The following is a 27000-nucleotide window of genomic DNA, read 5'->3' on the forward strand; positions in this document are numbered from 1 at the left end:
TCCGCCTAACCGCCGTCGCCGGTCCCCGGCGGCCGGTCACCGGGCGCACCGGCGGTGACCCGCGGCGGGCGAGTGCCCTTCGGGCTGTCCACCACGGCTGCGACGGCCTGGGCCGTGCGGGCGAGACGCGCCGCGGATACGGCCTCATCGGCCAGGTGGGCGTCGACTCGGTCGACCAGGCCGGGATACCGGCCCTCGTACGCCTGCGCCGCGTCGAGGTCGTCCGGACGGAACAGCCGCAGCCGCCGGCCTGTTGCGGGCACGATCAGGCCGGCCACGACGGCCGTGGCCTCCACCCCGAAGCCGGCCAGCTCCTTCGCGTAGCTCGCCGCGAGATGGCCGATCGCCGCGACGCCTTCGGAGTGCAGGGCGAGATAGGGGGACTCGTCCGCGGGGCCGCCTCCGGACGCCACCCAGACCAGCAGGCCGTCCCGGCGCTCGCGCATCTGCGGCAGTACAGCACGGTTCACCCGCTGGGTGGACAGCACGTTCGCGTCGTAGATCTGCGCCAACTGGTAGGGGGTGAAGGACTCGATCGGGCCCCGGGGCACAGGTCCCATCGTGTGGACCACGCAGTCGATCCGCCCGGCTTCCGCCGTGATGTCGGTGACCGCGGCGCTGACCGAGCGCTGATCGGCGACGTCGAGGTCGATCGGACGCGGCCGAGCGCCCTGGTGGCCCGTGGCCCGGTCCGGTTCGGCGGCGATCGGCGGACGGCCTGAGGCCGCGCCCATTCCGGCGTAGATGATGTGACCGGCCTCGGCCAAGGCCTGGGCGGTCGCCGCCCCGAGGCCGCTGGACGCCCCGGTGACAAGGATGATCTTCGACATCATGCTCCTCGGCGCATGGTGGGAGCGGTGAGGCGGCGGCAGTCCTGGCCGCGGACGGGCCATGACGGATCCGGCACCGGCGTGTGACCGCACGGGTACCTGCTCAGTATTGGTGCGGGTGGGACCGGCCCGCATAAGTCGTCCGACCGTGCCGACGACTGGGGTTCATGGCGGGTCCCGGTCCAAGCGGCGGGGCGGAATCCGGTCGCCCGGGCTCCGGGTGCCGGCTCCCGGACCTTTCACCTGAGGAATCCGGGCCTTGCGCGGTCCGTGGTGCCGGCTCCGCCGCCCGGCGACCGGGCGGACACCTGGTGCGCTGTCGAAATGACTGCCCGGCACGGCTCGGTGACCGGCCTTTCCGCAGGCGTTCGACTGATGTGGGCCCGGTGCCTGCGGCGACACTCTGGGGGCGCTGCGGGAGGCCGGCGCGTACCGCCGGCCTGGCGCGGTCCGGATTCGTGCTCGGTGCAGGGGGACGCGGGCCCGGCATGCGCCCGATGCGTGCTCGTACGCACCGGCCATGTTCTGACGGTTCCCCCGCGCCTTTCATGGCTCCGCTTGCGTGCCGATACCGGCCCGGCTAGCGTTTAGTGAACAGAACGTTCTATTCGTTTTGGAGGTCCGCATGAGTGAGCCCCATGCCCATGAGGCAGGCACGATCGTGCTCATCCACGGCCTGTGGGTGAACCCGCGTAGCTGGGAGGGGTGGAAGCACCACTACGAAGCGCGCGGGTACAGAGTCCTGGCCCCCGCCTGGCCCGGGCTCGACCGCGAGGTGGAGGAGCTGCGGCGCGACCCCTCGGGCATCGCGGGGGTCGGCCTGCTCGAGGTGGTCGACCACTACGAGCGGATCATCCGCGACCTGCCTCATCCGCCCATCCTCATGGGCCATTCGTTCGGCGGCACCATCGTGCAGATCCTGCTCGATCGGGGCCTGGGCAGTGCCGGGGTCGCCATCGACTCGGCGGCCGTCAAGGGTGTGCTTCCGCTGCCGCTGTCGACCCTCAAGTCGGCGTGGCCGGTGCTGGGGAACCCGGCCAACAAGAACAAGGCGGTCTCCCTGACGGCGCGGCAGTTCCACTACGCCATCACCAACACGCTCAGCGAGAGCCAGTCCGACGCCCACTACGAGCGCTACGCCGTCCCCGGATCGGCGCGGGTCCTCTTCCAGGGGGCGTTCGCCAACTTCAACCCCCGGGCCGCGACCCGGGTCGACTTCCGCAACAGACGCAGGGCGCCGCTGCTGTTCATCGCGGGAGAGGCCGACCACATCGTCCCGCCCAAGGTGAACAAGGCCAACTGGCGCCTGTACCGGAAGTCACCCGCCGTGACCGATTACCAGGAGTTCCGCGGACGCTCGCACTTCATCATCGGCCAGGAGGGCTGGAAGGAAGTCGCGGACTACGCACTGAACTGGGCCGAGGAACACCTTCCCGCCCGCGTGTGACCGCGGATCGCGGGAGCCGCCGACCGCGGGACCCGCAGACCGCCGGTCTTGATCTGCCGGTCTTCGACCTCATGAACGCGCCGTCCGTCACCGGCGGTCCGGCGCGGCGCCCCCGCCGCCCGCGGGGGCTCTCCCGGGGACGCGATCGTCGTGTGCCCCGTCAGCGCGGGCGTGTGTGCCCGCCGCAACAACCCCATCGCACAAGGAGAAATCCATGCTTCGCCGCCGTACGTTCCGTATCGCCGTTCTCACGGTGACCGGTGTCGCCCTTGCCGGCGGGGTGACCGCATTCGCGTCGGCCTCTCCCGCCCACCACTCGGCGCCGAAGCCGACCGTCGTCCTGGTCAACGGCGCCTGGTCCGACGCCGCCGGCTGGAAGGGCGTGATCACGCGCCTGCAGAACGACGGCTACCCGGTCGTCGCGCCGCCCACCGGTCTGCGCGGCGTGACCGCCGACTCCTCCTACCTGGCCGCCTACCTCAAGACCATCCAGGGCCCCGTCGTCCTGGTCGGCCAGTCCTACGGCGGCTCGGTCATCACCAACGCCGCAACCGGGAACAAGAACGTCAAGGCGCTCGTCTACATCTCCGCCTTCGCGCCGGACAAGGACGAGTCCGTCGAGGGCCTGACCAAGAAGTTCCCCGGCTCCCAGATCAGCAACGACCCTGACGCCCAGGTCCCCACCGCCCTCTTCCCCGTCCCCTTCCCCAAGGCCGACGGCACCACCGGGGTCGACCTGTACGCCAAGGCCGACCAGTACCGCAACCTCTTCTTCAGCGACCGCGTCAGCGCCAGGACCGCCGCCGAACTCGCCGCCACCCAGAGCCCCGCCGCCCCTGAGGCGCTCGGCGAAGGCTCCGGCGAGCCCGCCTGGAAGACCATCCAGTCCTGGTACCTCGTCTCCAAGGACGACCACGTGATCCCGCCCGCCACCGAGCGCTTCATGGCCAACCGAGCCCACGCCCACACCGTCGAGGCCGACACCCCGCACGCCGCGCAGGTGACCAACCCCGGCATCGTCACCGACCTCATCAAGAAGGCCGCCGCAACCGTCCACTGACGGCGGCCGGGCCGCGGCGTCGCCCGGCGGCCCGGTACGCCACCCCGCACGACGGCCCAGGTCGTCGTGCGGGGAGGGGCCGTGGCCGGTCGCCCGGCGAACGGCACGGAGGCCGTCCCGCACACGAAGGAAGGGGCATGGACATGCCCGATGAACACGGCATGTCGGTGACCGACAAGGTCCTGGCGCTGCTCGGGGCCTTCTCGTACGAGAACCCCGCGCTCACCCTCACCGAGTTGTCCCGGCGAACGGGCCTGTCGCTGCCGACGGTTCATCGTCGTGCTGCCGAACTCGTCGCCTGGGGAGCCCTGGAGCGCGGACCCGACCGGCGCTACCGGGTGGGTCTGCGGCTGTGGGAGGTGGCCACCCTCGCGCCTCGCGGCTTCCCGCTGCGCGATGCCGCTCTGCCGATCCTGCAGGACCTGTACGACGTGACGAAGGAGCAGCACATCCATCTCTCGGTGCGAGACCACCTGGACGTCGTCTTCCTTGAGCGGCTGAGCGCGCCGGGCGCCCCGCAGGCCGACAGCCGGGTGGGAGGCCGCTTCGGCGCATTCGCCACGGGAGCGGGACTCGTCCTGCTCGCCCACGCGCCCGACGACGTCCAGGAGGAGTACCTGAGCACCCCACCGCGTCGCTACACCAGCAACACGGTCACCTCTCCCGCCCGGCTCCGCTACCTGCTGGCCGAGGTCCGCAGGGACGGGTACGCCAGCAGCGACAGAATGGTGGGGCCGGACGTCCACTGCGTCGGAGCGCCGATCCACGGTGCGGGCGGCTCGGTCGTGGCGGCCCTGTCGATCGCCTTCAGGGCGGGCAGCCAGTCCCCCCAGTCGCTCGCTCCCGCCGTTCGCGCGGCGGCACGAAGAGTTTCCCGCGCCTTGCGCGAGTGAACACGCCGCGGGTCGGTCGACGGCCCGCAACCGAGCCTCCTCGGCGGCCACGAAGAGGCCGGCGGCGATGCACCGAGGTGCTGACCGCTCACGTCGCCGGGCTCCTTGGGGCCTCAACTCACCCTTCCATACCGCGATGGCACGAAAGCCGCGCCATGTTGATACGACACCTTGTTTCAAGGAAGATCCGGCCACTCCTCGGACTCGCGATGCCGCGCTGCCCGCTCGCTCCCGTCTCCGCGCCCGGGACCGATGACGGGGCCCGCCTGCTCCAGGCGTCAGGCCCGGGAGTCCCCCGGCGGCCGAAGGCTCATGGCCGCGGCGCCGGACCGTTGGGCATGCGTGGCCAGGCTGTGCCTCCGCTCCTGCTGATCGCGGCCATCACCTTGGGTGCGTCGTTCGCGCCCCTGGCGGTGCACCTGTCCCCACTGCTCGTGGCGGCCCCCACGTGCACGGCGACCTTCGCACGGACACGCTTCACGGCCGTCGTCGCGCTCATGGCAGCCGCGGCAGTGCTCCTCGTGGACCGCCACGACGGCCTGCTGCACTCACCGCTGCTGCCCATTCACATCGGCGCGGTGCTCCTGGTCTCCGCGTTCGTCATCGCCTCCCGGGCGCTGCACGACCGCGACTTGCGGGAGCTGGCCCAGGTACGGGCCGTCTCCGAAACGGCCCAACGCGTGCTGTTGCGGCCGATCCCCGTGGAGCTGGGCCGCTTCCGTGTCGCCTCGATGTACCGTGCCGCGGCGGCACACGCGCTGGTGGGCGGCGACCTGTACGCAGCGGCCCGCACCGGCCGGGCCACACGTCTGCTCATCGGAGACGTCCGCGGAAAGGGCCTTCCGGCCGTCGATGACGCCTGCGCCGTCCTGGGTGCTTTCCGTGAGGCCGCCCAGCAGTACCGCACGCTCCCGGAACTCGCGGCCTCCCTGGAACGCAGCGTCCGCAGGCACCTGGGCGAGCTGACCGCGATCGCCCCCGACAGCAGCGAGCGGTTCATCACCGTCCTTCTGATCGAACTCCCCGACGACGAGGAGATCGTGAGGGTGGTCAGTTGCGGGCACCCGCCGCCTCTGCTGTGCCAGGGCGACCAGGTCACCCTGCTGCCGGTCGCCCGGCCCGCCCCGCCGCTGGGCCTCGCGGCGGACACGCCCAACGCCTTCCGCCTCGACACTGTCGCCTTCGGTCCCGGAGACACCCTGCTCCTCTACACCGACGGGCTGGCCGAAGCCCGGGACTCCGCCGGCGAGTTCTTCCCCGTCCTCGACCGTGCCGATACGTGGAACTGGGACTGCCCCCGCCGTCTCGTACAGCACGTCGGTCTCGATGTGGACCGGCATGTGGGCCAGAACCTCCAGGACGACCTGGCCCTTGTCGCGGTCCATCATCCAGCGCACCCCGTCCACGCCGGACAGGCGCCACCGTGAACAACCAGAACCCGAAGACCCGCACACCCGCGCACTGCCCCCTCACCCTTGCGCCACCCACCGTGCGCGTCAATCGCGGGCGCTGCGCGTCACATCAGAAGGGACGGTGACGGGAATGGCCACGCCCAGACTCCTCCTGCTCCGGCACCCGAGCGCGCTGCTCGCCGTCTACCTCGCTGCGGCCTGCGCAGTGCAGCTGGATGCCTCTGCTGGGGGCTTGGTCCGCTGGTCGGACTACTCGGTGCCGGCACCCGTGATGGCGGCAGCCCTGCTGCCCTTCAGGCACACCCTGATCGTCGGGGCTTCCACGCTGGCGACCAGCGTGGTCATCTACGGTTTCGTGATTCCGGGCGTGTCGGACGGCGGGCGGGCGGTTGTCATCGCCGCGGCCCTCCTGTCTCTGGGCATGAGCCTGGCCATCTGCCGAGTCCGGGGCCGCCGGCAAGCGAGGTGTGCCTTCGCCGTACCTGCCCCGAGCGGTGAGCGGACGGGCCGGATCGCCTCTGCACCACGTCAGGCGCCCGGCGGTCTGTGCGCCTCCCTACTGGCCGGGGGAACACCGCCCGGGCGCCTGCCGCAACCGGCGCCCGTGGATCTCGCATACGGCCGGGCCGACGACGGAAGGCCGCAGGCCCACTGGCTGGACGTCATCCCGCTGCCCGGAGCCCGGGTGGCGCTGGTCGCCGCCAGCGTGACCGAGGACGGAGAACCGGCCCCCGCCCTGGTGCCCGAACTCCGCGCCGCGGTGCGCACGCTGGCGGACATCGACGTGCAACCGGACGAGATGCTCGGCCACCTGCAGGACGTCCTCCACCGGCTGCAACCGGACGACGCCGCCCACGACGTCACGGCGAGTTGCCTGTACGCCGTCTACGACCCCGTCACCGCAGACTGCACCCTCGCCTGCGCCGGGCATCCCGCGCCCACCGTCATCAGCCCCGACGGTGTGACCGTCGCCGTCGACCTGCCCTCCGGAACACCGCTCGGACGCGCACGAGCACATGTCGCGACCGCGGAGATCCGGCTCGGCAAAGGCAGCGTGCTCCTGCTGCACACGCACTCCGGGAAGCGAACCGGTTCCGGGACCAGGGCCGATGGATCCACCGTGCGCGAACGACGCATCGAGCCACGGGCCTCGCTCGCAGCCACCTGCCGTGCCGCCCTGCGGGCCCTCGCGGCAGAGGGCGGCCCCCGTCAACTGCGTGTGCTCGCCGTACGAACCCGCACACTCGACACCACCACCGTGGCCACGTGGGACCTCACCGCCGAGCCGGCGGCCGTCTCCGCCGCGCGCAAACATGTCACCGCCCAGCTGACGGCATGGGGCCTGGACGAGGCCACCCCCACCACCGTCCTCATCGCCAGCGAACTGGTCACCAACGCCATCCGCCACGCGCGGCCACCGGTACGTCTCCGCCTGATCCGCTGCGCCACCAGCCTGACCTGCGAGGTCACCGACGGCGGCACCACATCCCCGCGCCTTCGACGCGCCCGCACCTTCGACGAAAGCGGCCGGGGGCTGTTCATCGTCGCCCAACTCACCCAGCGCTGGGGCACCCGCCATCACCCGCAAGGCAAGACCATCTGGGCCGAACACACCCCGCAACACGAAACATAGAGAGCACACCGTGCGTTGCCTCAGAGCCCGCTCCCAGGCGGCGCTTCTTCTTCGGGTTGGACTCCTCGCGCCTTCAGGCGGCCATCTCCTCCCGTATCAGGCGGGCCAGTTCCGCGGGGTGCGAGAGGAACGGCGAGTGCCCGCTGTCCATCGAGCGGACGCGGCCGGCCTGCCGGGCCATGGAGTACTGGAACGCGGCAGGAATCGCGCGGTCCTGCTCGCAGACGATGTACGAGCTCGGTACGTCGCGCCAGACGGCCCGGGTGAGAGGCTGGGTGACCGAAGCGAGGGACTGCTTGCGCAGGGTCGCCGCGACGGACTCGGCCAGTTGCGGGGCGACGCCGTTGTACAGCACTTCCACCGGATCGGACACGCCGAAGCAGCCCGGACGGTCGCCTTCCTCCTCATGGACGTCCCAGTACGGGGGATGGACGCCTCCCGTCGGTGTCAGCACCGTGTCACCGACGTCCTGCATCATCGCCGCCAGATAGATCACCCGCACGATGCCGGACACCGCCGGTGTCTGCGACACGGGCGCTCCCCCGTAGGAATGGCCGAGGACCACCGCTGGTCCTCCGATCTCCCCCAGGACGGCTTCGATGCGAGCCGCATCCGCGTACAGGTCCCCGAGGAGTGCGGGGTCCTCCCCGGTACTGGGCAGGCGCACGGCCCTCACGTCCACATCGGGAAGACACGAGGCAAGGAACCGCCAGGCAGGTGAGTCGTGCCAGGCGCCGTGGACGAGGAGCAGAGCCGGAAGTGACATGAGAGAGCTTTCGGGTAGGCAGGGGAATCTGGCGGGCCGAGCCGATCACGGGCGGCCGAGGTCCGCCCGGAACGGTTCACACTCTGTCCGCCCAGATCTGCCGGGACGCCGACACGGGGTCGGCCACCACTGAGGCGGGCACGTCCCAGATCCGCGTGAGCGCCTCACCCTTCACGTACTGCGGCCAGCCCGGGTCGCCGGTGGCGGCGAAGGCCGTCAGCGACGTGCGGACCTCCTGCGCCAGGCCGACGGCCTCCGGCGGGAGCGAGTCGCCGAAGAGCATGGCCGCCATCGGGCCGTGGAAGTTGCCGAACAACAGCGGCACGTCGAGCAGGTGGCAGGAGCCGAGCGCGCCGCCGAACGCAGGGGTCGGCCAGGCCACCTCATAGCACCAGCTGCGGCCGGAGTGCTCCTGCGCGCACCACGTCGACGGCATGCGGAAGAACGCGTCGGACTGGATGAGGAGGTACAGATCGGCATCGGAGGCGCCAGGGTACGCGGCTCGGTAGGCGTCGAGAGGAACACCGTGCGCCGTCGCGGCACCAGCGAGGTCGACGGCGGACAGATCCTCGTTCATTGCCATGGCGAAGAACCGGTACTCGTCCCGGGCGAACCCGGTCATCAGGTCGACCTCCGCACGCAGGCCGCGCCAGGGCCGGTCGCGCACCGCATCCCCGTCCACCACCAGTCCGTAGGGAGTCACCTCGCCCTCCCTCGACTGCACGGCGTGGATCGCCTCGGACGCCACGCCCGCGAAGGCCTCGGAAGTGAGCGGCACACCGAGCGCCGCCGCGATCCGCTCTGCCGTGCCGCGCGCCCGTTCTTCGGGCAGGAAGGCCGCTGTGACGCTCTGTCCGATGGCCCGGACGAACAGCCCGCGGCCGGCCTCGGCGGCCGTCAGCGCCACCACCGCGCTGGCTCCGGCCGACTGCCCGAAGATCGTGACGTTGCCCGGGTCCCCGCCGAAACGCGCGATGTTCTCCTGGACCCAGTGCAGGGCCGCGAGCTGGTCGAGCAGCGCCCGGTTCCGCGGCGCGTCCGGCAGCCAGCCCAAGCCCTCGAAACCGGTTCGGTAGTTGAAGGTCACCAGCACGACGCCCGAACGGGCCAGGTTCTCGCCATCGAACTCGGGCTGGCTCGCGGAACCGAAAATGAACGCCCCGCCGTAAATCCAGACCATCACCGGAAGACCGCCCGCCCCGGGATCGGGCGTCCAGACATTCACGGTGAGGCAGTCGGCATCGTCACCCGGCTGCCACAGCGCCGGCAAAGGCGGCATTTGTGCCTGCGGGGGCGAGGCACTGAAAGCAGTGGCGTCGCGGATACCGTCCCACGGCTGCGGCCGCCCCGGGGCCTGGAAACGCCGAGGTCCGTCGATGGGCGCGGCATACGGAACACCCTTGAAAACGCTGACACCCTTGTCCATTACGCCTCGCACGGCGCCCTGGATCGTTTGCACGATGATGTCTTCCATACTGAAGCCCGGCTCCGCTCCCCATTGGAATACGAACGTCCGGATGCTACCTCCGGATCAGCGGGCGGCAAAAAACTTTCACTGAATGAAAGTTCGGCTCAGAGCCGGAGGCTCATTCGTCGGCTTTGTGATCGACGACACGTCTGAGGGTCTCTTGTGCGTGACTAGAATCCCGCTTGTCCCGCACCGACTTCGCATGTCCCAGTCGCGGGCTGCTGCCTTACCCGGCGTGCTCCGAATTCATCGGATCCATCATCAGGGATGTGATTTGCGACAGGAATTTCTGCGAAGAGGCTGGCACCCAACAGGTGCCACGCTCGTCGCCGGCACAGCGGGGTGACACAGGCATCAGCACCACCTGCAAGAACATGCCGGACAACCAGAAGAACGCCCGCACCGGCAACGCCCACTACGCCACTTCCGCGCCGCCATCGCGAGCGTGAACACCAGGACCGCCGGCGTCGGTTGTCGCCTGCGACGGATGTCAGGCAGCCCCGTCGGCACCGATGACGAAGGAAGGACCCCACCATGTCCGCAGTAACCGCAACTTCCGCTCCGACCAGAACCGTTGACGTCTCAGGGACCCCGTTCGCCTACCGCGAGGTGGGCACGGGCGAGGGCGTTCCGCTGGTCCTCCTGCACCACGTGACCGCGGTACTGGACGACTGGGACCCCGCCGTCGTCGACGGCCTGGCAGCCGAGCGGCGCGTCGTCCTGGTCGACCTGCGCGGGGTCGGCCGCTCGGGCGGGACCGCCCCCGACACCTTCGAGGCGATGGCCGACGACACCGTCGCGTTCCTGGACGCCCTCGGCCTGGAGACCGTCGACCTGCTCGGCTACTCCCTGGGCGGCATCGTCGCCCAGCAGCACCCCGACCGCGTCCGCCGGATCATCCTGGCCGCCACCGCGCCCGCCGGCGCCCAGGGCCCGGCTGCCACCGGCGCCACCCTCCAGGCGGCCGTCCAGAGGGCGACCGAGCTCGGCAAGCACCCCAAGCACTTCCTGTTCTTCGAGCCGTCGTCGGCGGGTCAGGCAGCCGCGGACTCCTTCCTCGCCCGCCTGGATCAGCGCACCGCGGACGACCGCGACACCCCGATCTCCGACGAGGCCATCGGCGCCCAGCTCACCGCGCTCACCACGTGGGAGCAGGACACCTCGCCGGCCGGCCTGGCAGCGGTGAAGCAGCCCGCACTCGTCGTCAACGGCGACAACGACACGATGTGGCCCACAGCGGCCGGCACTCTCCGCCTCGCCCAGCTGCTCCCCGACGCCAAGCTCGCCGTCTACCCCGGCTCCGGCCACGGCGGCATCTTCCAGTACCACGAGGTTTTCGTGCGGCAGGCCCTGGACTTCCTCCGCAACTGACCCCGCACCCTGGGCAGTCCTCAACACCCGACCCGAACCGCCGTCCAGGCCGCCCTTCGCGGCCGCCGGCGGGCACGACCGCAACACCCGGCCCTGGTGCGCCATACCAGCCGGCACATGGACGGCAGGCCCCAGGAACCGCCGGGCTCCGCACCTCTCATCGGCCACGTCGGCCGCCATTCGGTTGTCACCGGTCGGCGTGACGGCGACCGTAGTCCCGGACCGGTCGACGACCAGATGGTGCGTGGAGCCAGGACGGACTCGGTGACCGGGCGAGGGACCGGCATGACCCGGCCTCGCCCGGTCACCGCTGCACGAGCTGCCCTGCGGCCGACGGACCGCCCAGCCGCCCGACCCGGATGGCGGGGCGAACTCAGCGGATCAGGACCTCGGCCTCGATCTCCACCGGAATGCGGAAGGGGAGCTCCGCGAGGCCGACCGCCGACCGGGCATGACTGCCGGCCTCGGGCCCCCACAGTTCCAGGATCAGATCGGAGAAACCGTTCACCACCGCTGGCGCCGAGGCGAAACCGGGCGCGGCATTGACCATGCCGAAAACCCTGAGCCAGGCGACGACGCGGTCCAGATCGCCGAGAGCCGCGCGCAAACTCGCAAGGACGGCAAGGGCTGTGGAACGTGCGGCGTCGTAGGCCTCCGACTGCGATCCGCCCAGAGTGTCGCCGCAGGCACCGGGCCCACATCCGTCGAACGCCTGCGGAAAAGCCGGTCACCGAGCCGCGCCGGGCAGTCGTTCCGACAGCGCACCACGTGTCCGCCCGGACACCGGGCGGCAGAGCGGGCGCCACGGACCGCGCAAGGCCCGGATTCCGCCGCCGCTCGGACCGCGACCCGCCATGAACCCCGGTCGTCGGCACTGTCGGACGACTTACGCGGGCCGGTCCCACCCGCACCAGTACTGAGCAGGTACCCGCGCGGTGGACGGCCCCGTCCCCGTCGCGCACGTTGCCCGGCTGCAGGTCGCGGTGGACCAGCCCCGCATGCCCGGGCCCGACGGCCCGCCGCCGCTACGAGGCGCGTCGCGCTCGCACGCGTCCCACGGCCCGCTCCGCCGTGCCGCGCAGTGACCGGCCCGTCACCGGTGGCGCTATCCTGCCGCGACATCGGCGACGGGGATCGGGGGCGGCTGATGACGGACGCGCGGGCGGCCGTGGACCGCATGCTGACGCGCTTCGGGCTGGCGGAGCCGCCGGGCACCGCGCGCTTGGTCGACGGTGCCGGCACGACGCCCGGGGGCCTGCTCACGGCGGCGGAGGGCCTGCTGCGGGAATCCTGGGGGAGCGAGGACGGGCGGGCCCCGGCCGCCGCCGCGCTCGCGCTGATGGTGCTCGGGCTGGACACGGCGTCCCGCGACGATCCGCTGCGCGCCCGGCTCGTCCTCCATCTGCAGCTCGCCGAACGCACCCTGGCGCACGTGCACGGCGACTTCCGGACCGCGCCCGAGGTCCGCCATCACCTGGGGGCGCAGACCCAGCACCGCCCGCCCGACGACCTCGTGGCGGTCGCCGCCGTCTACCCGTCGGGCCCCTCGCAGCAGCCGTTCCGGCCGGCGGACCCCCTGGAGGGCAGGGTGGCGGAGCTGCTGGCGACGCTGCCCCCGGACGACCTGAGCCGCCCCGGGCTGCTCGCCCGGCTCGCGCACTCCGCGCTGATCCGGTACGAGTGCGGGGCCACCGGCGAGTTGCCGTCGCTGTGGGCGCGTGCCCAGGAAGCCTTCGGGACGGTCATCCCCGGGCACGTCGACGCCCCGGACGCGGGCCGGGTGGCGGTGCTCGCCGGGGTCGCCTGGATCCGGGCGCATCCGCGGGACCGGGAGGCGGTGGACGTCGCCGTGCGGGGCGGGCGACTGGCGCTGGCCGCGGCGAGCGGGCGCACCATGGGCGGGCTGCGGGACCGGCACGAGATGCGGAGCGTCCACTTCGCGCTGGCGGTGGCGCTGATGTGCACGCTGCCGTGGGCGCCGGCCCGCGCGACGATCGACGAGGCGATGGGCCACCTGGAGGCGTACCGGGCCGAGGGGCTGCCGGACGACAACGGGGCCTACGAGGTGAACGCGGCCTCGCTGCTGGCCGCCCGTGCGGTCGTCGCCTGGGAGGCCGCGGACGCCGCCGAGGCGGAACGGATGCTGCGCGCGCTCATGGAGCGGCTGCCGCCGGGCCATCCGCTGCTGCCGCACATCGCCGAGAAGGCGACCGCGGTGGGCGAACTCCGCGGCAGGATGCGGCTCGTGCCGCGGGCCCTGGGCGCGGTGGTGACCCGGTTCCTGCCGGTGATGGTGCGGTTCGCGCCCGCGCTGCCGCCGCTGCAGTTGCGGACGGCCCTGCCGCCGGACGGCTTCCGTGCCGACCCCGTCACCGCTCCCACCGCGGAACCCGGGCCGCAGCCGCAGCCGCAGCCCGAACCGCCGCCCGAACCCCAGCCCGGGACGGAGCCGCCGACCGAGCCGCGGCCGGGACCGCGCGACGAGGCGGGCGAGGACCTGTACACCCGCTTCACCTCCGCCTTCCCCGTCCCTCCCGACATGCGGCCGCTGCTCGATGCCCTGGCCAAGGGCCCCGGCACACCCCAGGGCCTGGACCCCGCCTTCGTCGCCGACGCGGAACGGCGGCTGCGGGAGGCGCTGGAGCGTACGGCGGCCGGCAGCCCCGAACGCGCCCAGACGGCGAGCCTGTTGATGGCGATCACCGGGATGCGCTACATGGCCGACCAGGACGCCGCCGTGATCGACGAGGCGGCCGCGCTCGGCGACCGCGTCCTGGCCGAACTCCCCCACGGCTCCCCGGAGCACGCCCGTCTGGTCCTCGCCTCGGCGCCGTGGCAGCACATGCGGGCGGTGCTCGCCATGGACGCCGGTGCGCTGCGCGCCTGCTGCGGGGAACTGCGCGCGGCGCTCGACCTGCTGCCCGAAGACGCTCCGGAACGCGCCGCCGGTGAGGTCGAGTACGCCAACGCGCTCACCAACCTCGCCGGGCTCACCCAGGACCCGGTCCTGGCCGCCGAGGCGCGCCGCAGGATCGCCGACGCCTCGCGGCGCGTGGAACGCACCCCGGGCCTGACGGACCTGCTGGGCGGGATGGTGACCTCGTACGGCCACTGGGCGGACTACACCGATGCCACGGTCCGCGGGGACCAGCGGGCGGCACGGGCGGCCGAGGTCGCGTTGGCGGCGGAGCCCGGGGGCGAGATGCCGGCGCTGCGGTTCGAGGTGGCGCGCATCGCGATGGCCGACGCGCTGGAGCACCACGACTGGGCGGCCGCCGCCGACGCGGCGGCACGGGCGCTGGAGACCCTGCCATCGGTGGCCTCGCGCGCCCTGGCCCGGGAGGACCGCCGGGCCTTCGTCGGCGGGGCGCTGCTGGGCCGCCGCTACCCCCTGGCGCACCTGCGGACGGACGGCGGCGACCCGGCGGACACGGGCCGGCCCGATCCCCTGACGGGCACGAGCCTGGGCCGTACCGGCTGTGCGGCGGCGCTCGCCGCCGGGCGGCCCGCGCAGGCGCTGGCGCTGCTGGAGCAGAGCCGGGCGGTGCTGATGGGCCAGGACCTTGAGGCCCGCGCCGATCTGACCGCCCTGTCCGCGGCACACCCCTTGCTGGCCCGGGAGTTCTCCGCGCTGGGGGGCCGTCTGCGACGGGCCGAGGCGGGCGAGGACTTCATGGAACGGCACGTCGCGGCCGCCGAATGGGAGGCGCTGCTGATGCGCGTCCGCGGCAGGACGGGGTTCGAGCGGTTCCTGATGCCGCCCACGGAACGGGAGATGCGGGCCGTGGCGGCACAGGGGCCGATCGTCGCCGTCAATGTGGACCGGCTGCGGTGCGACGCCGTCGTCGTCACGCCGGAACGGATCTTCTGTGTGCCACTACGTGGTTTGACGGAGGGCCAGGTGGCCCTGCGGGCGGCGGAGTTCCTCGCCGCCGTGGGCCTTCCGCGGACCGCGCCCGGCGAGGAGCGCGACCGGGCCCGCGAGCTCGTGCTGGACACTCTCGCCTGGCTCTGGCGCACGGTGGCCGAGCCGGTGCTCACCGCCCTCGGACTCACCCGGCCGCTCCCCGGGGACGCCCCCGCGTCGGCCGCGCCCCGGCTGTGGTGGTCGGCCTCGGGACCGCTGGCGTACCTGCCGCTGCACGCCGCCGGGCTCCAGCGCAAGCACCAACTGCGCGACGGCCGGACCGTGCTGGACCGGGTGGCCTCGTCCTACACCCCCACCCTGCGCGCCCTGGGGCACGCCCGGCGGGTCTCCTCCGGCCGCACCGGCGGACGGCTGCTGGCGGTCGGCCGGCCCACCGGCACGGCGGGCTCGGCGGGCGCCTCGGCCCGTGAGATCGCCGCGATCGGGGAGGCCCTGGGCGGCGTCCGCGCCCTCGAGGGCGAGGCGGCGACACCCGAACGCGTCCTGTCGGCCCTGCGCACGGCCCGCTGGGTGCACTTCGCGTGCCACGGCGTCAGCGACCCGCAGGACCCGTCCGCCAGCCATCTGCTCCTGCACGGCGGGCCGCTGAGCGCCGCGGACGTCTCCCGGCAGGAACTGCTCTACGCGGAGCTCGCGGTGCTGCTCGCCTGCCACACCGCGCACACCGGGCAGCTGCCCGACGAGGCGGTCCACCTCGCCTCCGCCTTCCAGACCGCCGGCTACCCGCAGGTCGTCGGTGCCCTCTGGGAGGCCGACGACGCGGTGTCCGCGCTCCTGGCCGCCCGGCTCTACGCCGCGCTGCGCGCCCCGGTGCCCGGCGCCGTCGCCCCGGCGAACGCCGGCCGCGCCCTCAACCACGTCATCCGCGCCCTGCGCACCCGCTACGCCCGCTCCCCGGCGGTCTGGGCCCCGTTCGTCCACATCGGCCGCTGAGCGCCACGACGGGCGGTCATGCGCCGCCGAGCAGTCCGGCCAGGACCGGGTGCGCGCGGGCCGGGTCGACGGTGGTGACGGTGTACGCGGCGACCCCCGAGGTCAACAGGGGGTCCTCCGCGGCGATCCGCTCGATCGTCCGGCGGTCCGTCCCGCGGGCGAGGATCACCCCGCCCTGGGACGAGGGCACCGTCTGCCCGGAGAGCAGGAAGGTGCCGGCGCGGTGGTGGCGTTCCAGGAACGCGACATGGGCGGCGACGAACGGCCCGGCGTCCTCCTCCGGTCCGGTGTACGTCAGGAACAGCAGGTGCAGCATCCCCGTCCGATCTCGCGGCGGGCCGGGCGGCCCGGCACATCATGGCAGCGCCCGCTCCGGCGCGTCACCGGCGCCGGCGCAGCACCAGGTCGAGCTCCCGCCAGGTCGCGGGCGCGACGGGCCCCGGCGGGACGGGGATGCCCACCGCACGGGCGACGGAGCGCAGGCGCAGGTCCACGACGGCGTCGGCGAGGTCCGCGAGGGCGAAGAGCCTTTCGCGGCCGAGCCACCAGGCGGCGAACACGAGCACGGCGCCCGCGGCGAACGCGGGCCACCATCCGGTGGCGCAGGCCAGCACCGCGTACAGCAGGCCCCATCCGCACAGCCGGGTGGACGCCTCGAAGGCACCGGCCGCCGTACGGATCTCGTTGCGGTCGGCCTCCGTGGCCGCCAGCCACAGGCGCGGCCAGACCGCCGTGAAGGGCACCGCGTAGTACGCGCCGACGCGGTGTTCCAGGGCGTGCATCCGGTCGCCCATGCGGGTGGGGCGGGCCGGGGGCAGGGGCGCGATCCGGTCCCGGCGGGCCTCGGCCGCGCGGGCGGCGGCCAGTTCGGCCTCGTCACCGTCGCGCTCGTAGTTCCGCAGGTGGGCCGCGACGTCCGCGTCGGCACGTTCGCGGCGGGCGCGGCGCCGGCGCACCAGCCGCTCCCCCGATCCACCGGGCCAGGGCCCGACCCAGAGCACCTGGACGGCGCGGGCCAGGGCCTGCACCGCCAGGCCCGGTACGACGGCGAGCAGCAGCACGGCGACCAGGGCCAGGAAGAGCCCGGCTCCGCCGTGCGCGTCGGTCCAGTCCGCGTAGCGCTCGACCTCGCGCAGCAGGCGGCCCACGTCGAACGGCCGCCCGCCGCCCAGCACATGGGCGGCCCAGGCGGTGCCGAGGAAGAGCGTTCCGGGCAGCGCGAGCAGGGAGACCCACCGCTCGGCGAGCTTCCCGCCGATCTCGTCCAGCAGACCCCCCACCGCGCTACGACCTGCCTTCCGGGTCCCTGCGGCCGCGCGCCGCCCGGCGGGCGCATCCGCCCCGTGGCCTCCGCGCAGCGGCAACCGGTGCCTGCTGCTTCCTCCGCCGTGCCGCTGCGCTCACCGGACGGTGCTCCTTCCCCCCGCGGGGGCCGGGACGACAGGTCCGGGCCGTGTGGTCAAAGCGGTTCCTGCCCCGCGGCCGGAGCCGCTTCGACGACACGGCCTAGTACCAGACGGGCCGCAGTTCGGCGTCCCAGATCGCGCAGCGCGGGGCGGTGACGGACGCCGTCGGGTCCTCGCTGCGGGCGCAGACGCCGCGCGGGCAGCGGTGGCGCAGGATGCCGCCGCCTCCGCCGGTCATGCCGGGCACCTGGGGGTAGCCGCCCGTGTTCTTGCGGCCGTCGACGACCGGCACGCCGAGCCGGTTCCCCAGATCGGAGATCGCCGCCGCGTCACCGGCGCCCTGCCGTACGGCCTCGGCGGCGGCCTCGACCTCGGCCGCCTCGCCCGGGTCGCTCGCGGCGTCCCGTAGCTCCGTCAGCATCTCGCAGAAGGTCATGACGTCTTCCTCGGTCACCGGCTCAGCCTACTGATCTGCGATCATTGCCGTATGGCGTTCACCGAAGAGCTCGCCCGGGCCGTGCTCGCGGCGGACGGGCAGGACGGCGCGAAGCTGATCGCGCTCGGCGAGAACGCGGTGCTCGAGCTCGCGGACGGCGTGACCGTCGCGAAGGTCGGCCGCGGTCCGGAACTGCTGGACCGGGCAGCCCGGGAGGTGCGCACCGCGTCCTGGCTGGCCGCGCACGGCGTTCCGGCGGTACGGGCGGCGGCACCGGAGGCCCGGCTGGTGGAGGGGCATCCGGTCACGTACTGGGAGCGGCTGGCGGACACCGTACGGCCCGCGGAGCCCGCCGACCTCGCCGGGCTGCTGCGGCTCGTGCACGCCCTGCCCGAGCCGGACTTCGCCCTGCCGCCCCGCGACCTGCTGGACGGCGTGGAGCGCTGGCTGCGGCTGGCCGGGACGGCGATCGACCCCGCGGACGCGGCGTACCTGCGGGAACGCCGCGACGGTTTCGCCGCCGCGGCGGCCGCGCTGACCCCGCATCTCGCCCCGGGGCCCGTCCACGGCGACGCGCTGCCGCGCAACGTGCACGTCGGCCCGGACGGTCCGGTCCTGGTGGACCTGGAGACCTTCTCCGCCGACCTGCGTGAGCACGACCTCGTCGTCATGGCGCTCAGCCGGGACCGCTACGGCCTCGGCGCGGACGCCTACGACGCCTTCACCGCCGCCTACGGCTGGGACGTTCGCGAGTGGGACGGCTGCGCGGTGCTGCGCGGGGCGCGGGAGACGGCGAGCTGCGCCTGGGTGGCGCAGCACGCGCCGGGCAACCCCGCGGCGCTCGCCGAGTTCCGCCGGCGGGTGGCCTCGTTGCGGGACGGCGATCCGTCGGTGCGCTGGTACCCCTTCTGACCCCGTCGCGCCGCCCGGGCTGGGAGGATGGGCACTCCTCCAGCCAGGGCGGTGTCCATGCCGGATTCGTTGACCGTCCGCCGTGTCCTCGGCGACCGTCCCTTCGCCGAGATCGGCGAACCGGACGTCGCCGCCGCCGACGAGCGGCTGGGATGCCTCGTCGTCGGCGGCGACCTGGGGTGGATTCCCTGGCCGAACTCCGGGCGGGCCCCCATCGATCGGTGGCCGCGGTACCGCATCGGCGTCTACGACGCGGACGACCTGCGCTGCCGGCAGGTGCACGACTGCCGGTGGCCGGTGATGTCGGTCGCCTTCCATCCGCTCCTCCCGCTGGCGGCCGTGGGCGTGGGCCGCTACGACGGCAGTTGGGACTTCGAGGGACAACTGCTGCTGATGGACCTGGAGTCGGGTCGGGTGCGGCCGCTCCTCGACGGCGGCCGCCAGGTGACCTCGGTCCGCTGGCTGGACGACCGCCGGCTGCGCCTGGTGGTCTCCCCCGAGGACAAGGACCACGAACACGCCTTCAGCCACGGCTTCGAGTCCGTGCTGGAACGCGGGGACTGGATGGCGGTGCCCCCTCGCTCCGTCGGTCACCGCGAGGTGACGGGTCCGCGCGTCCGGTACGAGGGACCCCTGGACCGGGGCCGCGCCCGCGACCTGCTGGCGGAGCGCAGCCGCATCCTGGGGAGGCCATGGGTGCCGCGCCGGCAGGTGCGGGCGGTCGAGGTGCTGGCCGACGGCCGGGTGCTGGCCACGGCCGAGGGCACGCGGCTGGAGTGCCGGCTGCCGTCGGGAGAACTGCAGTGGGCCGTACCGGACCTGGACGGGGCACGGCAGATCCACGTCGCCGCCGACGGGACCTCGGCCTGGGTCAACGTGCAGCACACCGTGCGCCCGGCCGGGCCGGGGTGGCAGGGCCACGGCACCCAGGTCGAGCGGCTGTCCCTGGCGGACGGACGCTCCCTGGAAGCCTTCGATCCCGGTCACGCCGTGACGTTCTCCGGGAGCCTCGACGGGCGGCTCGTCATCCGGGAGGGTTCGCACAGCGGGCGGGGCGGCGAGACCCGCATTTTCGCACCCGACGGCACGGAGCTGGCCCGCTTCACTCTGACGGCGAGCGACTTCCGTCTGCGACGCGGAACCGACCCGCTGTTCGTGCAGGACCTCCACACCCACCCCGGGGGCCGGGCGTGGATCGGCGCGCTCGTCGCCGGGGAACCGGGCGCGGAGCCCGGACTGCGCAGGCTCTTCGCCCTCGACTGGGAGAGCGGGCGCGGTTCACACCTCTTCCCCGGCCCCGGAGTCCAGCTCGACGGCGCCGCCCTGGTGCATGCCGCCGTAGTGCGCGACCACGAGGAGGCGCTCCCCCGGAACGCCTTCGTGGTGCGGCGCGGCCTCCCGGACGGCGCGCCGCAGTGGGTGTTCGCCGCCGACGAGCCGGTCACGGCCCTCGACGCGGACGAGGACACCGTCTACGCCGCGCACCGCTCCGGGGAGGTCGTGGCGCTCGACGCGCGGACCGGCACCCCGCGCCTGCGGCACCGGCTGCGCCTCGACGGGCAGGTGGTCGTACCCCTGTCCCTCTCGGCGGCCGGTGCCGGCAGGCTGCTGGTCGGCACCGTGGACGGGCGGATCCTCGACTGCCGCACGGCGTCCCCGTCGGCGCCCGCGGGCCCCGCGGTCACCTCGGCCGGGGGATGACCGGCCAGGCCTCCTCGACGACGGCCGCCGGGTCGGCGGTGCGCCGCAGATACGCCTGGAGGGAGGCCGACTGCTCGGCCGCCGCCCGGACCTGAAGGGCGTGCAGGTCCGCCAGCGGCATCAGGCCGACCGGCTCGTGCCGCTCCCCCATGCGGCGCACCACGCGTGCCGCGGCCACCGCGTCGGCCCGCGCGTCGTGGGCGCCCTCCAGCTGGACCCCGTAGTGGGCGCACAGCGCCTGCAGGGCCCTTCTGCCCTTGCGGTACTTGTCGACGTGCTTGTCGATGACCAGCGGGTCGATGACGGGCGCGGGCACGCTGCCCAGCCGTTCGCTGACCGAGGCGACGCCGTGCCGCCGGCACTCGCGGTCCAGCAGCGACAGGTCGTAGCGGGCGTTCATCACCACCAGCGGTGTGCCCGAGCGCAGCACCTCGGCGACGGCGTCGGCGATCTCCTCGACCGCCGTGCCGGCCGGGGCGCCGTGCGCGCGGGCGTGGGCGGTCGAGATGCCGTGGATCGCCGACGCCTGCTCGGGTATGGCGACGCCCGGGTCGAGCAGCCAGGTCCGCTCCCGCGAGACGGCCCCGTCGGCCTCCAGCCGCACGACGGCGGCGGTGACGATGTGGTCGGTCTCGACGTCGGTGCCGGTGGTCTCCAGGTCGAACGCGACCAGCGCGTCACTGATCCAGCTCATCGCGCGGCCCTCGTGCCCGCGGTGTCCGCCGCGCCGCGCGGGCGGATGCCCGCGGTCCTCCCCCGTCCGGAGCCGGCCGGCCATGCCCGGCGTCGTCCCATGCCCATTGGCGTACGTCCTTCCCGCTGTTCCCCCGTGTTCCGCTCCATCATCCCGCGCGCCACTGACACTCCTGCGGCCGGGCCGCGGGGGACGTCCGGCCGGGGTGCCCGCCGGGCCGTCAGGAGACCGGACGGGAGTCGGCCCAGACGCCCTCGAACTCCTCGCGGTAGATCTCGAACAGCCCGTGCTCGGCCTCGGACGTCTCGCCGGCCCTGGTCTGCACGAGTTCCCGCGGCCCGCCGCGCAGGATGAGGACCGGCGCCTCCATGCCGCGGGCCTTGCGCAGGTAGGGCTGGACGACCGCGATGCCGTCGGAGGTGTCGCCGTCCACGAGGTAGGCGGTGAAGCGCGGGGTCTCGTCGAAGACCCGGATCTCGAACGCGGCGGTGTCCCGCAGCCGGGCGCGCACCCGCCGCATGTGCATGATGTTCATCTCGACGGACCGGCTGAGTTCGCCCCGGCCGAGGCCGAGTTCGCGCTCGCGGCGGCGGACGGCGCTGCTCGCCGGGTTGAGGAAGAGCAGCCGCACCCGGCAGCCGGACTCCGCGAGCCGCACCAGCCGCTTGCCGGAGTAGTTCTGCACCAGCAGGTTGAGGCCGATGCCCACGGCGTCCAGGCGCCGCGCGCTCCCGAACAGGTCCTCGGCGGGCAGCTGCCGCTGCAGCCGCACCCGGTCGGGGTAGACGCCGACGACGTCGGCGTAGCGGTCGGCGACCAGCTCCTCGACGGCGTCCACGGGCAGCCGCTCGGCGGAGGGGTAGCCGGGCCCGGAGCCGAGCATGTCCAGCAGCCGTGCGGCGGCCCGCTCGGCCTGGTCCAGGACGGTGCGCGACAGGGCACGGTTGCGGGAGACGACGTGCCGGGCCACCTCCAGCTCGTCCAGCGCGAGTTCGAGCTCCCGGCGGTCGTCGAGGTAGGGCTCGAAGCACGGCCAGTGCTGGACGGCGAGCTCGCGCAGCTGCGGCAGCGTCAGGAAGCTGAGGATGTTGTCGTCGGCGGGGTCGAGCAGGAACCCCTTGCGGCGGCTGACCTCGCGCACGGCGGCGGCCCGCTGCACCCACTCGTGGCCGGCCGGGCCCGCGGCCGCGACCACCCACTCCTCGCCGTGCACGGGTTCGTAGATCGGGCGCAGCACGGCGTTGACGACGGCGCGCAGGCGCTGTTCGACGAGGTTGAGCCACACGTACGCCCGTCCGGCGCGCCGGGCGCGGGTACGCACCTCGGCCCATTCGTCGGCGCCCCAGTCCAGTTCCGCTCCGATCTCCAGCGGCAGTGCGAGCGAGGCCGTACCGGTGCTTCCCTCGCCGATGCCGCCGCCCGGGTCCCCCTGATCACCACCACCGGGGAGCACCAGACCTCCCGACATCACGACTGCACCCGCCTTCCCGCCCCCGTCCACGATCAAGGAAGGGTACTGCGGGGCGGGAGGCGGTGCAGCCGTAACGACGCTACTTCACCACATGCTTACCGGGTCCGACGGGGCGGAACGGTCAGTGTCCCTGCCCGTTGCGGCCCGAGAGCTCGTCCGGTGTGAGCGGGCTCATGGCGGTCACGTCGCGCGGCGCGAGCTGGAAGCCCTGCCAGTGGATCGGCATGGGCGTCTGGTCCTCGTCGCGCGGGATGTGGTGGAAGCCGACGTTGACCCACATCACCGGGTGCCTGAGGGCCTCCCCGTCCGCCCACTTGTCCACCGACGTGCCCCGGCCGTTGCAGGCCGGGTCGCTGTTCCCGCTGGCCAGCTGCTCGCAGGCGCGGTACTGGGTGAAGTACACGTCCTTCGAGGTGTAGGCGTGGGCGTCGTAGCGGTCGGAGTGCTGCTGGACCAGCTCCCAGGAACGCGGGTGCCGGTCGGTGTTCTTGCCGGCCGTGGAGACCACGCGCCACCAGCGGCGCAGTGCGGAGGAGGCGGCCAGCTCCTTGGTGACCGGGGTCCTGGTGGTCTTCAGGACGGCGGAGCCGGAGCCCTGGCCGGCCTTCCTGGTGTCGAACTGCTCGACCTCGGCCCGCGTGGAACCGTCCAGGCCGAAGTTCAGCCGCCAGAAGACCGAGTGGTAGTGGCTGGTGGAGTGGTCGTGGCCGCCCCGGCCGATGGGCCAGCCGGTGCCCTCTCCGCTGTAGTCGCCGGGCGAGAGGTCGCCGGTGGCCCCCATCTTGGCCGTGATGGTCCCGTCGTCGGAGAAGTTCCACTGGGTGACGTACTCGTACCAGCCGAGCTGGGAGACGGAGAAGACGACCAGGTCACTGCCCTGCTTGGTGTACTTCTTCGCGGTGCCCCGGTCGTCGTAGAGGTCGCTGCGGTAGGCGTAGCCGTGCGGGGCGGTGGTGCTGCACAGCGCCTTGACGTTCCGCTGCTGCTGGGGGATGTAGGCGGAGCGGATCGTCCCGCCGGGGCACTCCTCGGGGCCGATGTCGATCGCGGTGTTGCCGAAGCCGATGTCGGACAGGTCGTTGTACTCGGTCAGTCCCGAGTCGTACGGGACGTTGACCTGCGCGAGCGTGGCCGAGGTCAGCACCTTGATGGGCCGGGGTTCCTTCCTGGGCTTGTACGCGATCTTCTCCAGGACCAGGCCCTTGGTGCCGCTCATGCGCCAGCACATGCTCCAGGCCGTTCCGTTGGGCAGGGTCCTGGTGAGGGCGGTGGCGGTGCCGCAGTCCACCGCCGCGGCGGTGCCGGCCCGGGGGGCCGCGTCGGCCTCGCCGGCCGTGGAGCCCGCGACGAGCGCGGGCAGGAGGAGAAGCGCCGAGGCCGTACCGAGGGCCCGGCGCGCATGGGTGGTGCGCATCGTTTCTGGGTCTCCGCTCTTAGTGGATCCGGCCGACGGTGCGGTCGCTGAGGTCGACGACGAGATTGGTCGTGTCGATCCACGGCCCGTCCTTCACCTGTGTGAACAGCCGTACGCACCGGTGCCGACCGCACTTGGCCAACCCGGCGGGGGCGGACTGCTCCGCGGTGTTGAACGAGATGCCGCGCAGCCGCAACTGGTCGGGCGAGGTGAGTGCCCGGCCCTTCGTGGCGGCGGTGAAGTCGGCGCGGAGTCCCGTGCCGAGGGCGTCCCCGATGAGCAGTGCCGCCGCTTCCCGTGTCTCGTCGTCCGAGGGCGGCGGCTGCATGCCGGTGGCGGTGTCGGTGCGCTCGACGGTGCCGGAGGTGAGGTCGACGGTCTTCTTCACGAGCCGGTCGTGCCCGTAGTCGTAGAACAGCACCTCGACCCGGCGGGCCCCGTCGGTCGGCGCCCCCGTGGCGTCGGCCGGCTCGGCGAGGTCGGTGTCGAGGTACTCCGGGCCGTGCCCGCCGTCCACGTCCTCCGCGCTGCGCAGTGCGTCGCGGCGCAGGGCTATGGACTTCGCCCGGTCGACCTCGGCCTTGGTCAGAGGCCCGCGACCGCTCTGGTGTGAGCCCTCCGGCGCCTCGTCCTCCGTCACTTCACCGCTGCCCGCGCCCTGCTGCTCCGGCGCTCCCGACGCGGCGGCGGGGCCGCCCGTCGTGGAGTGGTCGTCGCCGGAGGCGTCGCGCGGCAGGGTGATGCCGATCATCACGACCGTGGCGGCGACGGCCGTGCCGCCGCCCCACAGGGCACGCCTGAGGCCGCGCCCGAGCCCTCCCTTTCGTGATAAGGAACGGCTTTCCCCCTGATCTGTCACGTAGGTCTCCCCTGTGTCGGACTGTCACTCGTATCGACGGCACTTCGACGGCACAGGTTGCCCCGGGACGGTGGATTCTTGCGGCAGGCAGGGGAATTGGGACACCCGTAACGGGGAAGATCTAGGCGATTCCATGCCCGAAGGGGCCCACTTGCGTGAGGATGCCCTTTCGGCACCGATGTGGCCGGGGTGCGGCCTACCGTCGCCCGGCGGAGAAGTGGAAGAGTCGACGACATGCAGGTCTGGCCGGGTCAGGCATATCCCCTCGGCGCCACGTACGACGGCGCCGGCACCAACTTCGCGGTCTTCTCCGAGGCCGCGGAACGGATCGAGCTGTGTCTGCTGCACGACGACGGCTCGGAGACCGCCGTCGAGCTGCGCGAGGCGGACGCCTTCGTCCGCCATGCCTACGTCCCGGGCATCATGCCCGGTCAGCGCTACGGCTTCCGGGTCCACGGCCCCCACGAACCCACCAGGGGCCACCGCTGCAACTCCGCGAAGCTGCTGCTCGACCCGTACGCGAAGGCGATAAGCGGGACGATCGACTGGGACGAGGCGGTGTACGGCTACCGCTTCGGGGAGCCCGAGTCCCGCAACGACCTGGACTCGGCGCCGCACACCATGACCTCGGTGGTGGTGAACCCGTACTTCGACTGGGCGGAGGACCGCAGCCCCCGCATCGACTACCACCGCACGGTCATCTACGAGGCGCACGTCAAGGGCCTGACGATGCTCCACCCGGAGCTCCCGGAGGAGATCCGCGGCACCTACGCCGCGCTCGCCCACCCCGCGGTGATCTCGCACCTGACGGAGCTGGGCGTCACGACGCTGGAGCTGATGCCGGTCCACCAGTTCGTCCACGACCACCGGCTGGTGGACGCGGGGATGCGCAACTACTGGGGCTACAACACGATCGGCTTCTTCGCCCCACACAACGCCTACGCCTCGATGGGCGACCGCGGCCAGCAGGTGCTGGAGTTCAAGACGGCGGTGCGCGAGCTGCACCGGGCGGGCATCGAGGTCATCCTCGACGTGGTGTACAACCACACGGCCGAGGGCAGCCACCTGGGGCCGACGCTGTGCTTCCGGGGCATCGACAACGCCTCGTACTACCGGCTGGCCGACGACCCGCGCTACTACACGGACACCACCGGCACGGGGAACTCGCTGCTGATGCGCAGCCCCCACGTCCTGCAGATGATCATGGACTCGCTGCGCTACTGGGTCACCGAGATGCACGTCGACGGCTTCCGCTTCGACCTCGCGGCGACCCTGGCCCGGCAGTTCCACGAGGTGGACCGGCTGTCCTCGTTCTTCGACCTCGTGCAGCAGGACCCGGTGGTCAGCCAGGTGAAGCTGATCGCGGAGCCCTGGGACGTCGGTGAGGGCGGCTACCAGGTCGGCAACTTCCCGCCGCTGTGGACGGAGTGGAACGGCAAGTTCCGCGACACGGTGCGCGACCTGTGGCGCGGCGAACCGGCCACGCTGGCCGAGTTCGGCTCCCGGCTGACCGGTTCCTCCGACCTCTACCAGGACGACGGCCGCCGGCCGCTCGCCTCCATCAACTTCGTGACCTGCCACGACGGCTTCACCCTGCGGGACCTGGTGTCGTACAACGACAAGCACAACGAGGCCAACGGGGAGAACAACCGGGACGGCGAGAGCCACAACCGCTCCTGGAACTGCGGTGCCGAGGGCGAGACCGAGGACGAGGACGTGCTGGCCCTGCGCGAGCGCCAGATGCGCAACTTCATCGCCACCCTGATGCTCTCCCAGGGCGTGCCCATGCTCGCGCACGGCGACGAGTTCGGCCGCACCCAGCAGGGCAACAACAACGCCTACTGCCAGGACAACGAGCTGGCCTGGGTACCGTGGCCCAAGGAGGGCGACGCGGACACCGAGCGGCTGCACGACTTCACCCGCCAGATGGTGTGGCTCCGCCGCGACCACCCCGTCTTCCGGCGCCGCCGCTTCTTCCACGGCCGGCCGGTCGAGGGGACGCACGACGACCTCTCGGACATCGCCTGGTTCACCCCTGAGGGTGAGGAGATGGCCCAGGACGACTGGCAGGAGACCCAGGCCAACGCCCTGGTGGTCTTCCTCAACGGCAGCGCGATCTCCGAGCCAGGCGACCGCGGGGAGCGGATCGGCGACGACTCCTTCCTGCTGATGTTCAACGCCTGGTACGAGCCGCTGGACTTCGTGGTCCCGGTGAACCACGGCAAGGAGTGGCAGGTGGTCGTGGACACCCAGCGGCCGGAGGGCGTGGCTTCCGGCTCGGGCCGCAAGGTGACCCAGGGCGACCGGCTGCGGCTGGCCGACCGGAGCATGGTGGTCCTGCAGCGCCCGGCGTAACCGGCCGCCCG

At 72.9% G+C, this 27000-nt stretch carries 21 protein-coding genes; 10 read left to right on the forward strand and 11 right to left on the reverse strand.

All coding sequences use genetic code 11. The annotated features are described in order from the left end of the window. Positions 1–5: 5 nt before the first annotated feature. Positions 6–833, reverse strand: coding sequence for an SDR family NAD(P)-dependent oxidoreductase (locus ACFW3D_RS04945; RefSeq protein WP_500501349.1), 828 nt, complete (start codon positions 831–833; stop codon positions 6–8). Positions 834–1455: 622 nt separating this feature from the next. Between ACFW3D_RS04945 and ACFW3D_RS04950 the strand changes: the two genes are divergently transcribed. The 5 genes from ACFW3D_RS04950 (at position 1456) to ACFW3D_RS04970 (ending at position 7275) form a co-directional block, all read left to right on the forward strand. Beyond that, a complete protein-coding gene (locus ACFW3D_RS04950; protein WP_500501351.1) occupies positions 1456–2277 on the forward strand; it encodes an alpha/beta hydrolase in 822 nt (273 codons plus the stop codon). Between the two features lie 214 nt (positions 2278–2491). Next, entirely contained in the window at positions 2492–3337 is an 846-nt protein-coding gene (locus tag ACFW3D_RS04955; protein ID WP_500501353.1) for an alpha/beta fold hydrolase, read from the forward strand. Positions 3338–3474: 137 nt separating this feature from the next. Continuing rightward, positions 3475–4230 carry an IclR family transcriptional regulator gene (locus ACFW3D_RS04960; protein WP_500501355.1) on the forward strand — a complete coding sequence of 252 codons (756 nt, stop codon included), beginning with the start codon at positions 3475–3477 and terminating at the stop codon, positions 4228–4230. Between the two features lie 338 nt (positions 4231–4568). Beyond that, the gene (locus ACFW3D_RS04965; RefSeq protein ID WP_500501357.1) at positions 4569–5657 is read left to right on the forward strand and encodes a PP2C family protein-serine/threonine phosphatase; all 1089 of its coding nucleotides are present in this window, start codon (positions 4569–4571) and stop codon (positions 5655–5657) included. Between the two features lie 589 nt (positions 5658–6246). Next, positions 6247–7275: a SpoIIE family protein phosphatase gene (locus ACFW3D_RS04970; protein ID WP_500501359.1), complete on the forward strand. Its 1029-nt coding sequence runs from the start codon at positions 6247–6249 to the stop codon at positions 7273–7275. Positions 7276–7348: 73 nt separating this feature from the next. Here the strand turns inward: ACFW3D_RS04970 and ACFW3D_RS04975 are convergent, their stop codons facing one another. Both ACFW3D_RS04975 and ACFW3D_RS04980 read right to left on the reverse strand, forming a co-directional pair. After that, the gene (locus ACFW3D_RS04975) at positions 7349–8041 is read right to left on the reverse strand and encodes an alpha/beta hydrolase (protein WP_500501361.1); all 693 of its coding nucleotides are present in this window, start codon (positions 8039–8041) and stop codon (positions 7349–7351) included. A 76-nt stretch (positions 8042–8117) separates the two neighbouring features. Beyond that, positions 8118–9515: a carboxylesterase/lipase family protein gene (locus ACFW3D_RS04980; RefSeq protein WP_500501363.1), complete on the reverse strand. Its 1398-nt coding sequence runs from the start codon at positions 9513–9515 to the stop codon at positions 8118–8120. 528 nt (positions 9516–10043) lie between these two features. On the opposite strand from ACFW3D_RS04980, the gene ACFW3D_RS04985 reads away from it, so the two are divergent. After that, positions 10044–10880: an alpha/beta fold hydrolase gene (locus ACFW3D_RS04985; RefSeq protein ID WP_500501365.1), complete on the forward strand. Its 837-nt coding sequence runs from the start codon at positions 10044–10046 to the stop codon at positions 10878–10880. A gap of 373 nt (positions 10881–11253) precedes the next feature. Here ACFW3D_RS04985 and ACFW3D_RS04990 read toward each other — a convergent pair whose 3' ends face one another. Continuing rightward, the gene (locus ACFW3D_RS04990; protein ID WP_500501680.1) at positions 11254–11553 is read right to left on the reverse strand and encodes a RidA family protein; all 300 of its coding nucleotides are present in this window, start codon (positions 11551–11553) and stop codon (positions 11254–11256) included. 474 nt (positions 11554–12027) lie between these two features. On the opposite strand from ACFW3D_RS04990, the gene ACFW3D_RS04995 reads away from it, so the two are divergent. Beyond that, positions 12028–15741 carry a CHAT domain-containing protein gene (locus ACFW3D_RS04995; RefSeq protein ID WP_500501367.1) on the forward strand — a complete coding sequence of 1238 codons (3714 nt, stop codon included), beginning with the start codon at positions 12028–12030 and terminating at the stop codon, positions 15739–15741. Between the two features lie 16 nt (positions 15742–15757). On the opposite strand, the gene ACFW3D_RS05000 is transcribed toward ACFW3D_RS04995, so the two are convergent. The 3 genes from ACFW3D_RS05000 to ACFW3D_RS05010 all read right to left on the reverse strand — a co-directional run bounded on the left by ACFW3D_RS05000 (position 15758) and on the right by ACFW3D_RS05010 (position 17601). Next, complete coding sequence (locus tag ACFW3D_RS05000) at positions 15758–16057, reverse strand: YciI family protein (RefSeq protein WP_500501369.1); 300 nt, start codon at positions 16055–16057, stop codon at positions 15758–15760. Positions 16058–16121: 64 nt separating this feature from the next. Next, complete coding sequence (locus ACFW3D_RS05005) at positions 16122–17021, reverse strand: hypothetical protein (protein WP_500501371.1); 900 nt, start codon at positions 17019–17021, stop codon at positions 16122–16124. A 226-nt stretch (positions 17022–17247) separates the two neighbouring features. After that, on the reverse strand, positions 17248–17601 hold the full coding sequence (locus ACFW3D_RS05010) for a hypothetical protein (protein WP_500501373.1): 354 nt from the start codon (positions 17599–17601) through the stop codon (positions 17248–17250). 33 nt (positions 17602–17634) lie between these two features. Here ACFW3D_RS05010 and ACFW3D_RS05015 point away from each other — a divergent pair, with 33 nt between their 5' ends. Both ACFW3D_RS05015 and ACFW3D_RS05020 read left to right on the forward strand, forming a co-directional pair. Continuing rightward, the gene (locus ACFW3D_RS05015) at positions 17635–18495 is read left to right on the forward strand and encodes a phosphotransferase (protein WP_500501374.1); all 861 of its coding nucleotides are present in this window, start codon (positions 17635–17637) and stop codon (positions 18493–18495) included. A 57-nt stretch (positions 18496–18552) separates the two neighbouring features. Then, entirely contained in the window at positions 18553–20196 is a 1644-nt protein-coding gene (locus ACFW3D_RS05020; protein ID WP_500501376.1) for a PQQ-binding-like beta-propeller repeat protein, read from the forward strand. Here ACFW3D_RS05020 and ACFW3D_RS05025 read toward each other — a convergent pair. The 4 genes from ACFW3D_RS05025 to ACFW3D_RS05040 all read right to left on the reverse strand — a co-directional run bounded on the left by ACFW3D_RS05025 (position 20177) and on the right by ACFW3D_RS05040 (position 24526). Further along, complete coding sequence (locus ACFW3D_RS05025; RefSeq protein WP_500501378.1) at positions 20177–20890, reverse strand: 3'-5' exonuclease; 714 nt, start codon at positions 20888–20890, stop codon at positions 20177–20179. The two genes, ACFW3D_RS05020 and ACFW3D_RS05025, sit on opposite strands and share 20 nt — an antisense overlap. Positions 20891–21110: 220 nt before the next feature. Next, positions 21111–22358 carry a DUF5919 domain-containing protein gene (locus ACFW3D_RS05030; RefSeq protein ID WP_500501380.1) on the reverse strand — a complete coding sequence of 416 codons (1248 nt, stop codon included), beginning with the start codon at positions 22356–22358 and terminating at the stop codon, positions 21111–21113. 124 nt (positions 22359–22482) lie between these two features. Continuing rightward, the gene (locus ACFW3D_RS05035; protein ID WP_500501382.1) at positions 22483–23775 is read right to left on the reverse strand and encodes a copper amine oxidase; all 1293 of its coding nucleotides are present in this window, start codon (positions 23773–23775) and stop codon (positions 22483–22485) included. A gap of 19 nt (positions 23776–23794) precedes the next feature. Next, positions 23795–24526 carry a Tat pathway signal sequence domain protein gene (locus ACFW3D_RS05040; protein ID WP_500501384.1) on the reverse strand — a complete coding sequence of 244 codons (732 nt, stop codon included), beginning with the start codon at positions 24524–24526 and terminating at the stop codon, positions 23795–23797. Positions 24527–24868: 342 nt separating this feature from the next. Between ACFW3D_RS05040 and glgX the strand changes: the two genes are divergently transcribed. Next, a complete protein-coding gene (glgX, locus tag ACFW3D_RS05045; RefSeq protein ID WP_500501386.1) occupies positions 24869–26989 on the forward strand; it encodes a glycogen debranching protein GlgX in 2121 nt (706 codons plus the stop codon). Positions 26990–27000: the final 11 nt, after the last annotated feature.

It is taken from the genome of Streptomyces sp. NPDC058864 (assembly GCF_042742985.1).
Lineage (GTDB): Bacteria > Actinomycetota > Actinomycetes > Streptomycetales > Streptomycetaceae > Actinacidiphila.

Coding starts and splice junctions, on each gene's coding strand:
- ACFW3D_RS05040 (WP_500501384.1), bottom strand. CDS start 24,526: ATGATCGGCATCACCCTGCCGCGCGACGCCTCCGGCGACGACCACTCC.
- ACFW3D_RS04995 (WP_500501367.1), top strand. CDS start 12,028: ATGACGGACGCGCGGGCGGCCGTGGACCGCATGCTGACGCGCTTCGGG.
- ACFW3D_RS05020 (WP_500501376.1), top strand. CDS start 18,553: ATGCCGGATTCGTTGACCGTCCGCCGTGTCCTCGGCGACCGTCCCTTC.
- ACFW3D_RS04960 (WP_500501355.1), top strand. CDS start 3,475: ATGGACATGCCCGATGAACACGGCATGTCGGTGACCGACAAGGTCCTG.
- ACFW3D_RS05035 (WP_500501382.1), bottom strand. CDS start 23,775: ATGCGCACCACCCATGCGCGCCGGGCCCTCGGTACGGCCTCGGCGCTT.
- ACFW3D_RS05000 (WP_500501369.1), bottom strand. CDS start 16,057: ATGCTGCACCTGCTGTTCCTGACGTACACCGGACCGGAGGAGGACGCC.
- ACFW3D_RS05015 (WP_500501374.1), top strand. CDS start 17,635: ATGGCGTTCACCGAAGAGCTCGCCCGGGCCGTGCTCGCGGCGGACGGG.
- glgX (WP_500501386.1), top strand. CDS start 24,869: ATGCAGGTCTGGCCGGGTCAGGCATATCCCCTCGGCGCCACGTACGAC.
- ACFW3D_RS05025 (WP_500501378.1), bottom strand. CDS start 20,890: ATGAGCTGGATCAGTGACGCGCTGGTCGCGTTCGACCTGGAGACCACC.
- ACFW3D_RS04950 (WP_500501351.1), top strand. CDS start 1,456: ATGAGTGAGCCCCATGCCCATGAGGCAGGCACGATCGTGCTCATCCAC.
- ACFW3D_RS04965 (WP_500501357.1), top strand. CDS start 4,569: ATGCGTGGCCAGGCTGTGCCTCCGCTCCTGCTGATCGCGGCCATCACC.
- ACFW3D_RS04955 (WP_500501353.1), top strand. CDS start 2,492: ATGCTTCGCCGCCGTACGTTCCGTATCGCCGTTCTCACGGTGACCGGT.
- ACFW3D_RS04975 (WP_500501361.1), bottom strand. CDS start 8,041: ATGTCACTTCCGGCTCTGCTCCTCGTCCACGGCGCCTGGCACGACTCA.
- ACFW3D_RS04985 (WP_500501365.1), top strand. CDS start 10,044: ATGTCCGCAGTAACCGCAACTTCCGCTCCGACCAGAACCGTTGACGTC.
- ACFW3D_RS05030 (WP_500501380.1), bottom strand. CDS start 22,358: ATGTCGGGAGGTCTGGTGCTCCCCGGTGGTGGTGATCAGGGGGACCCG.
- ACFW3D_RS04945 (WP_500501349.1), bottom strand. CDS start 833: ATGATGTCGAAGATCATCCTTGTCACCGGGGCGTCCAGCGGCCTCGGG.
- ACFW3D_RS04980 (WP_500501363.1), bottom strand. CDS start 9,515: ATGGAAGACATCATCGTGCAAACGATCCAGGGCGCCGTGCGAGGCGTA.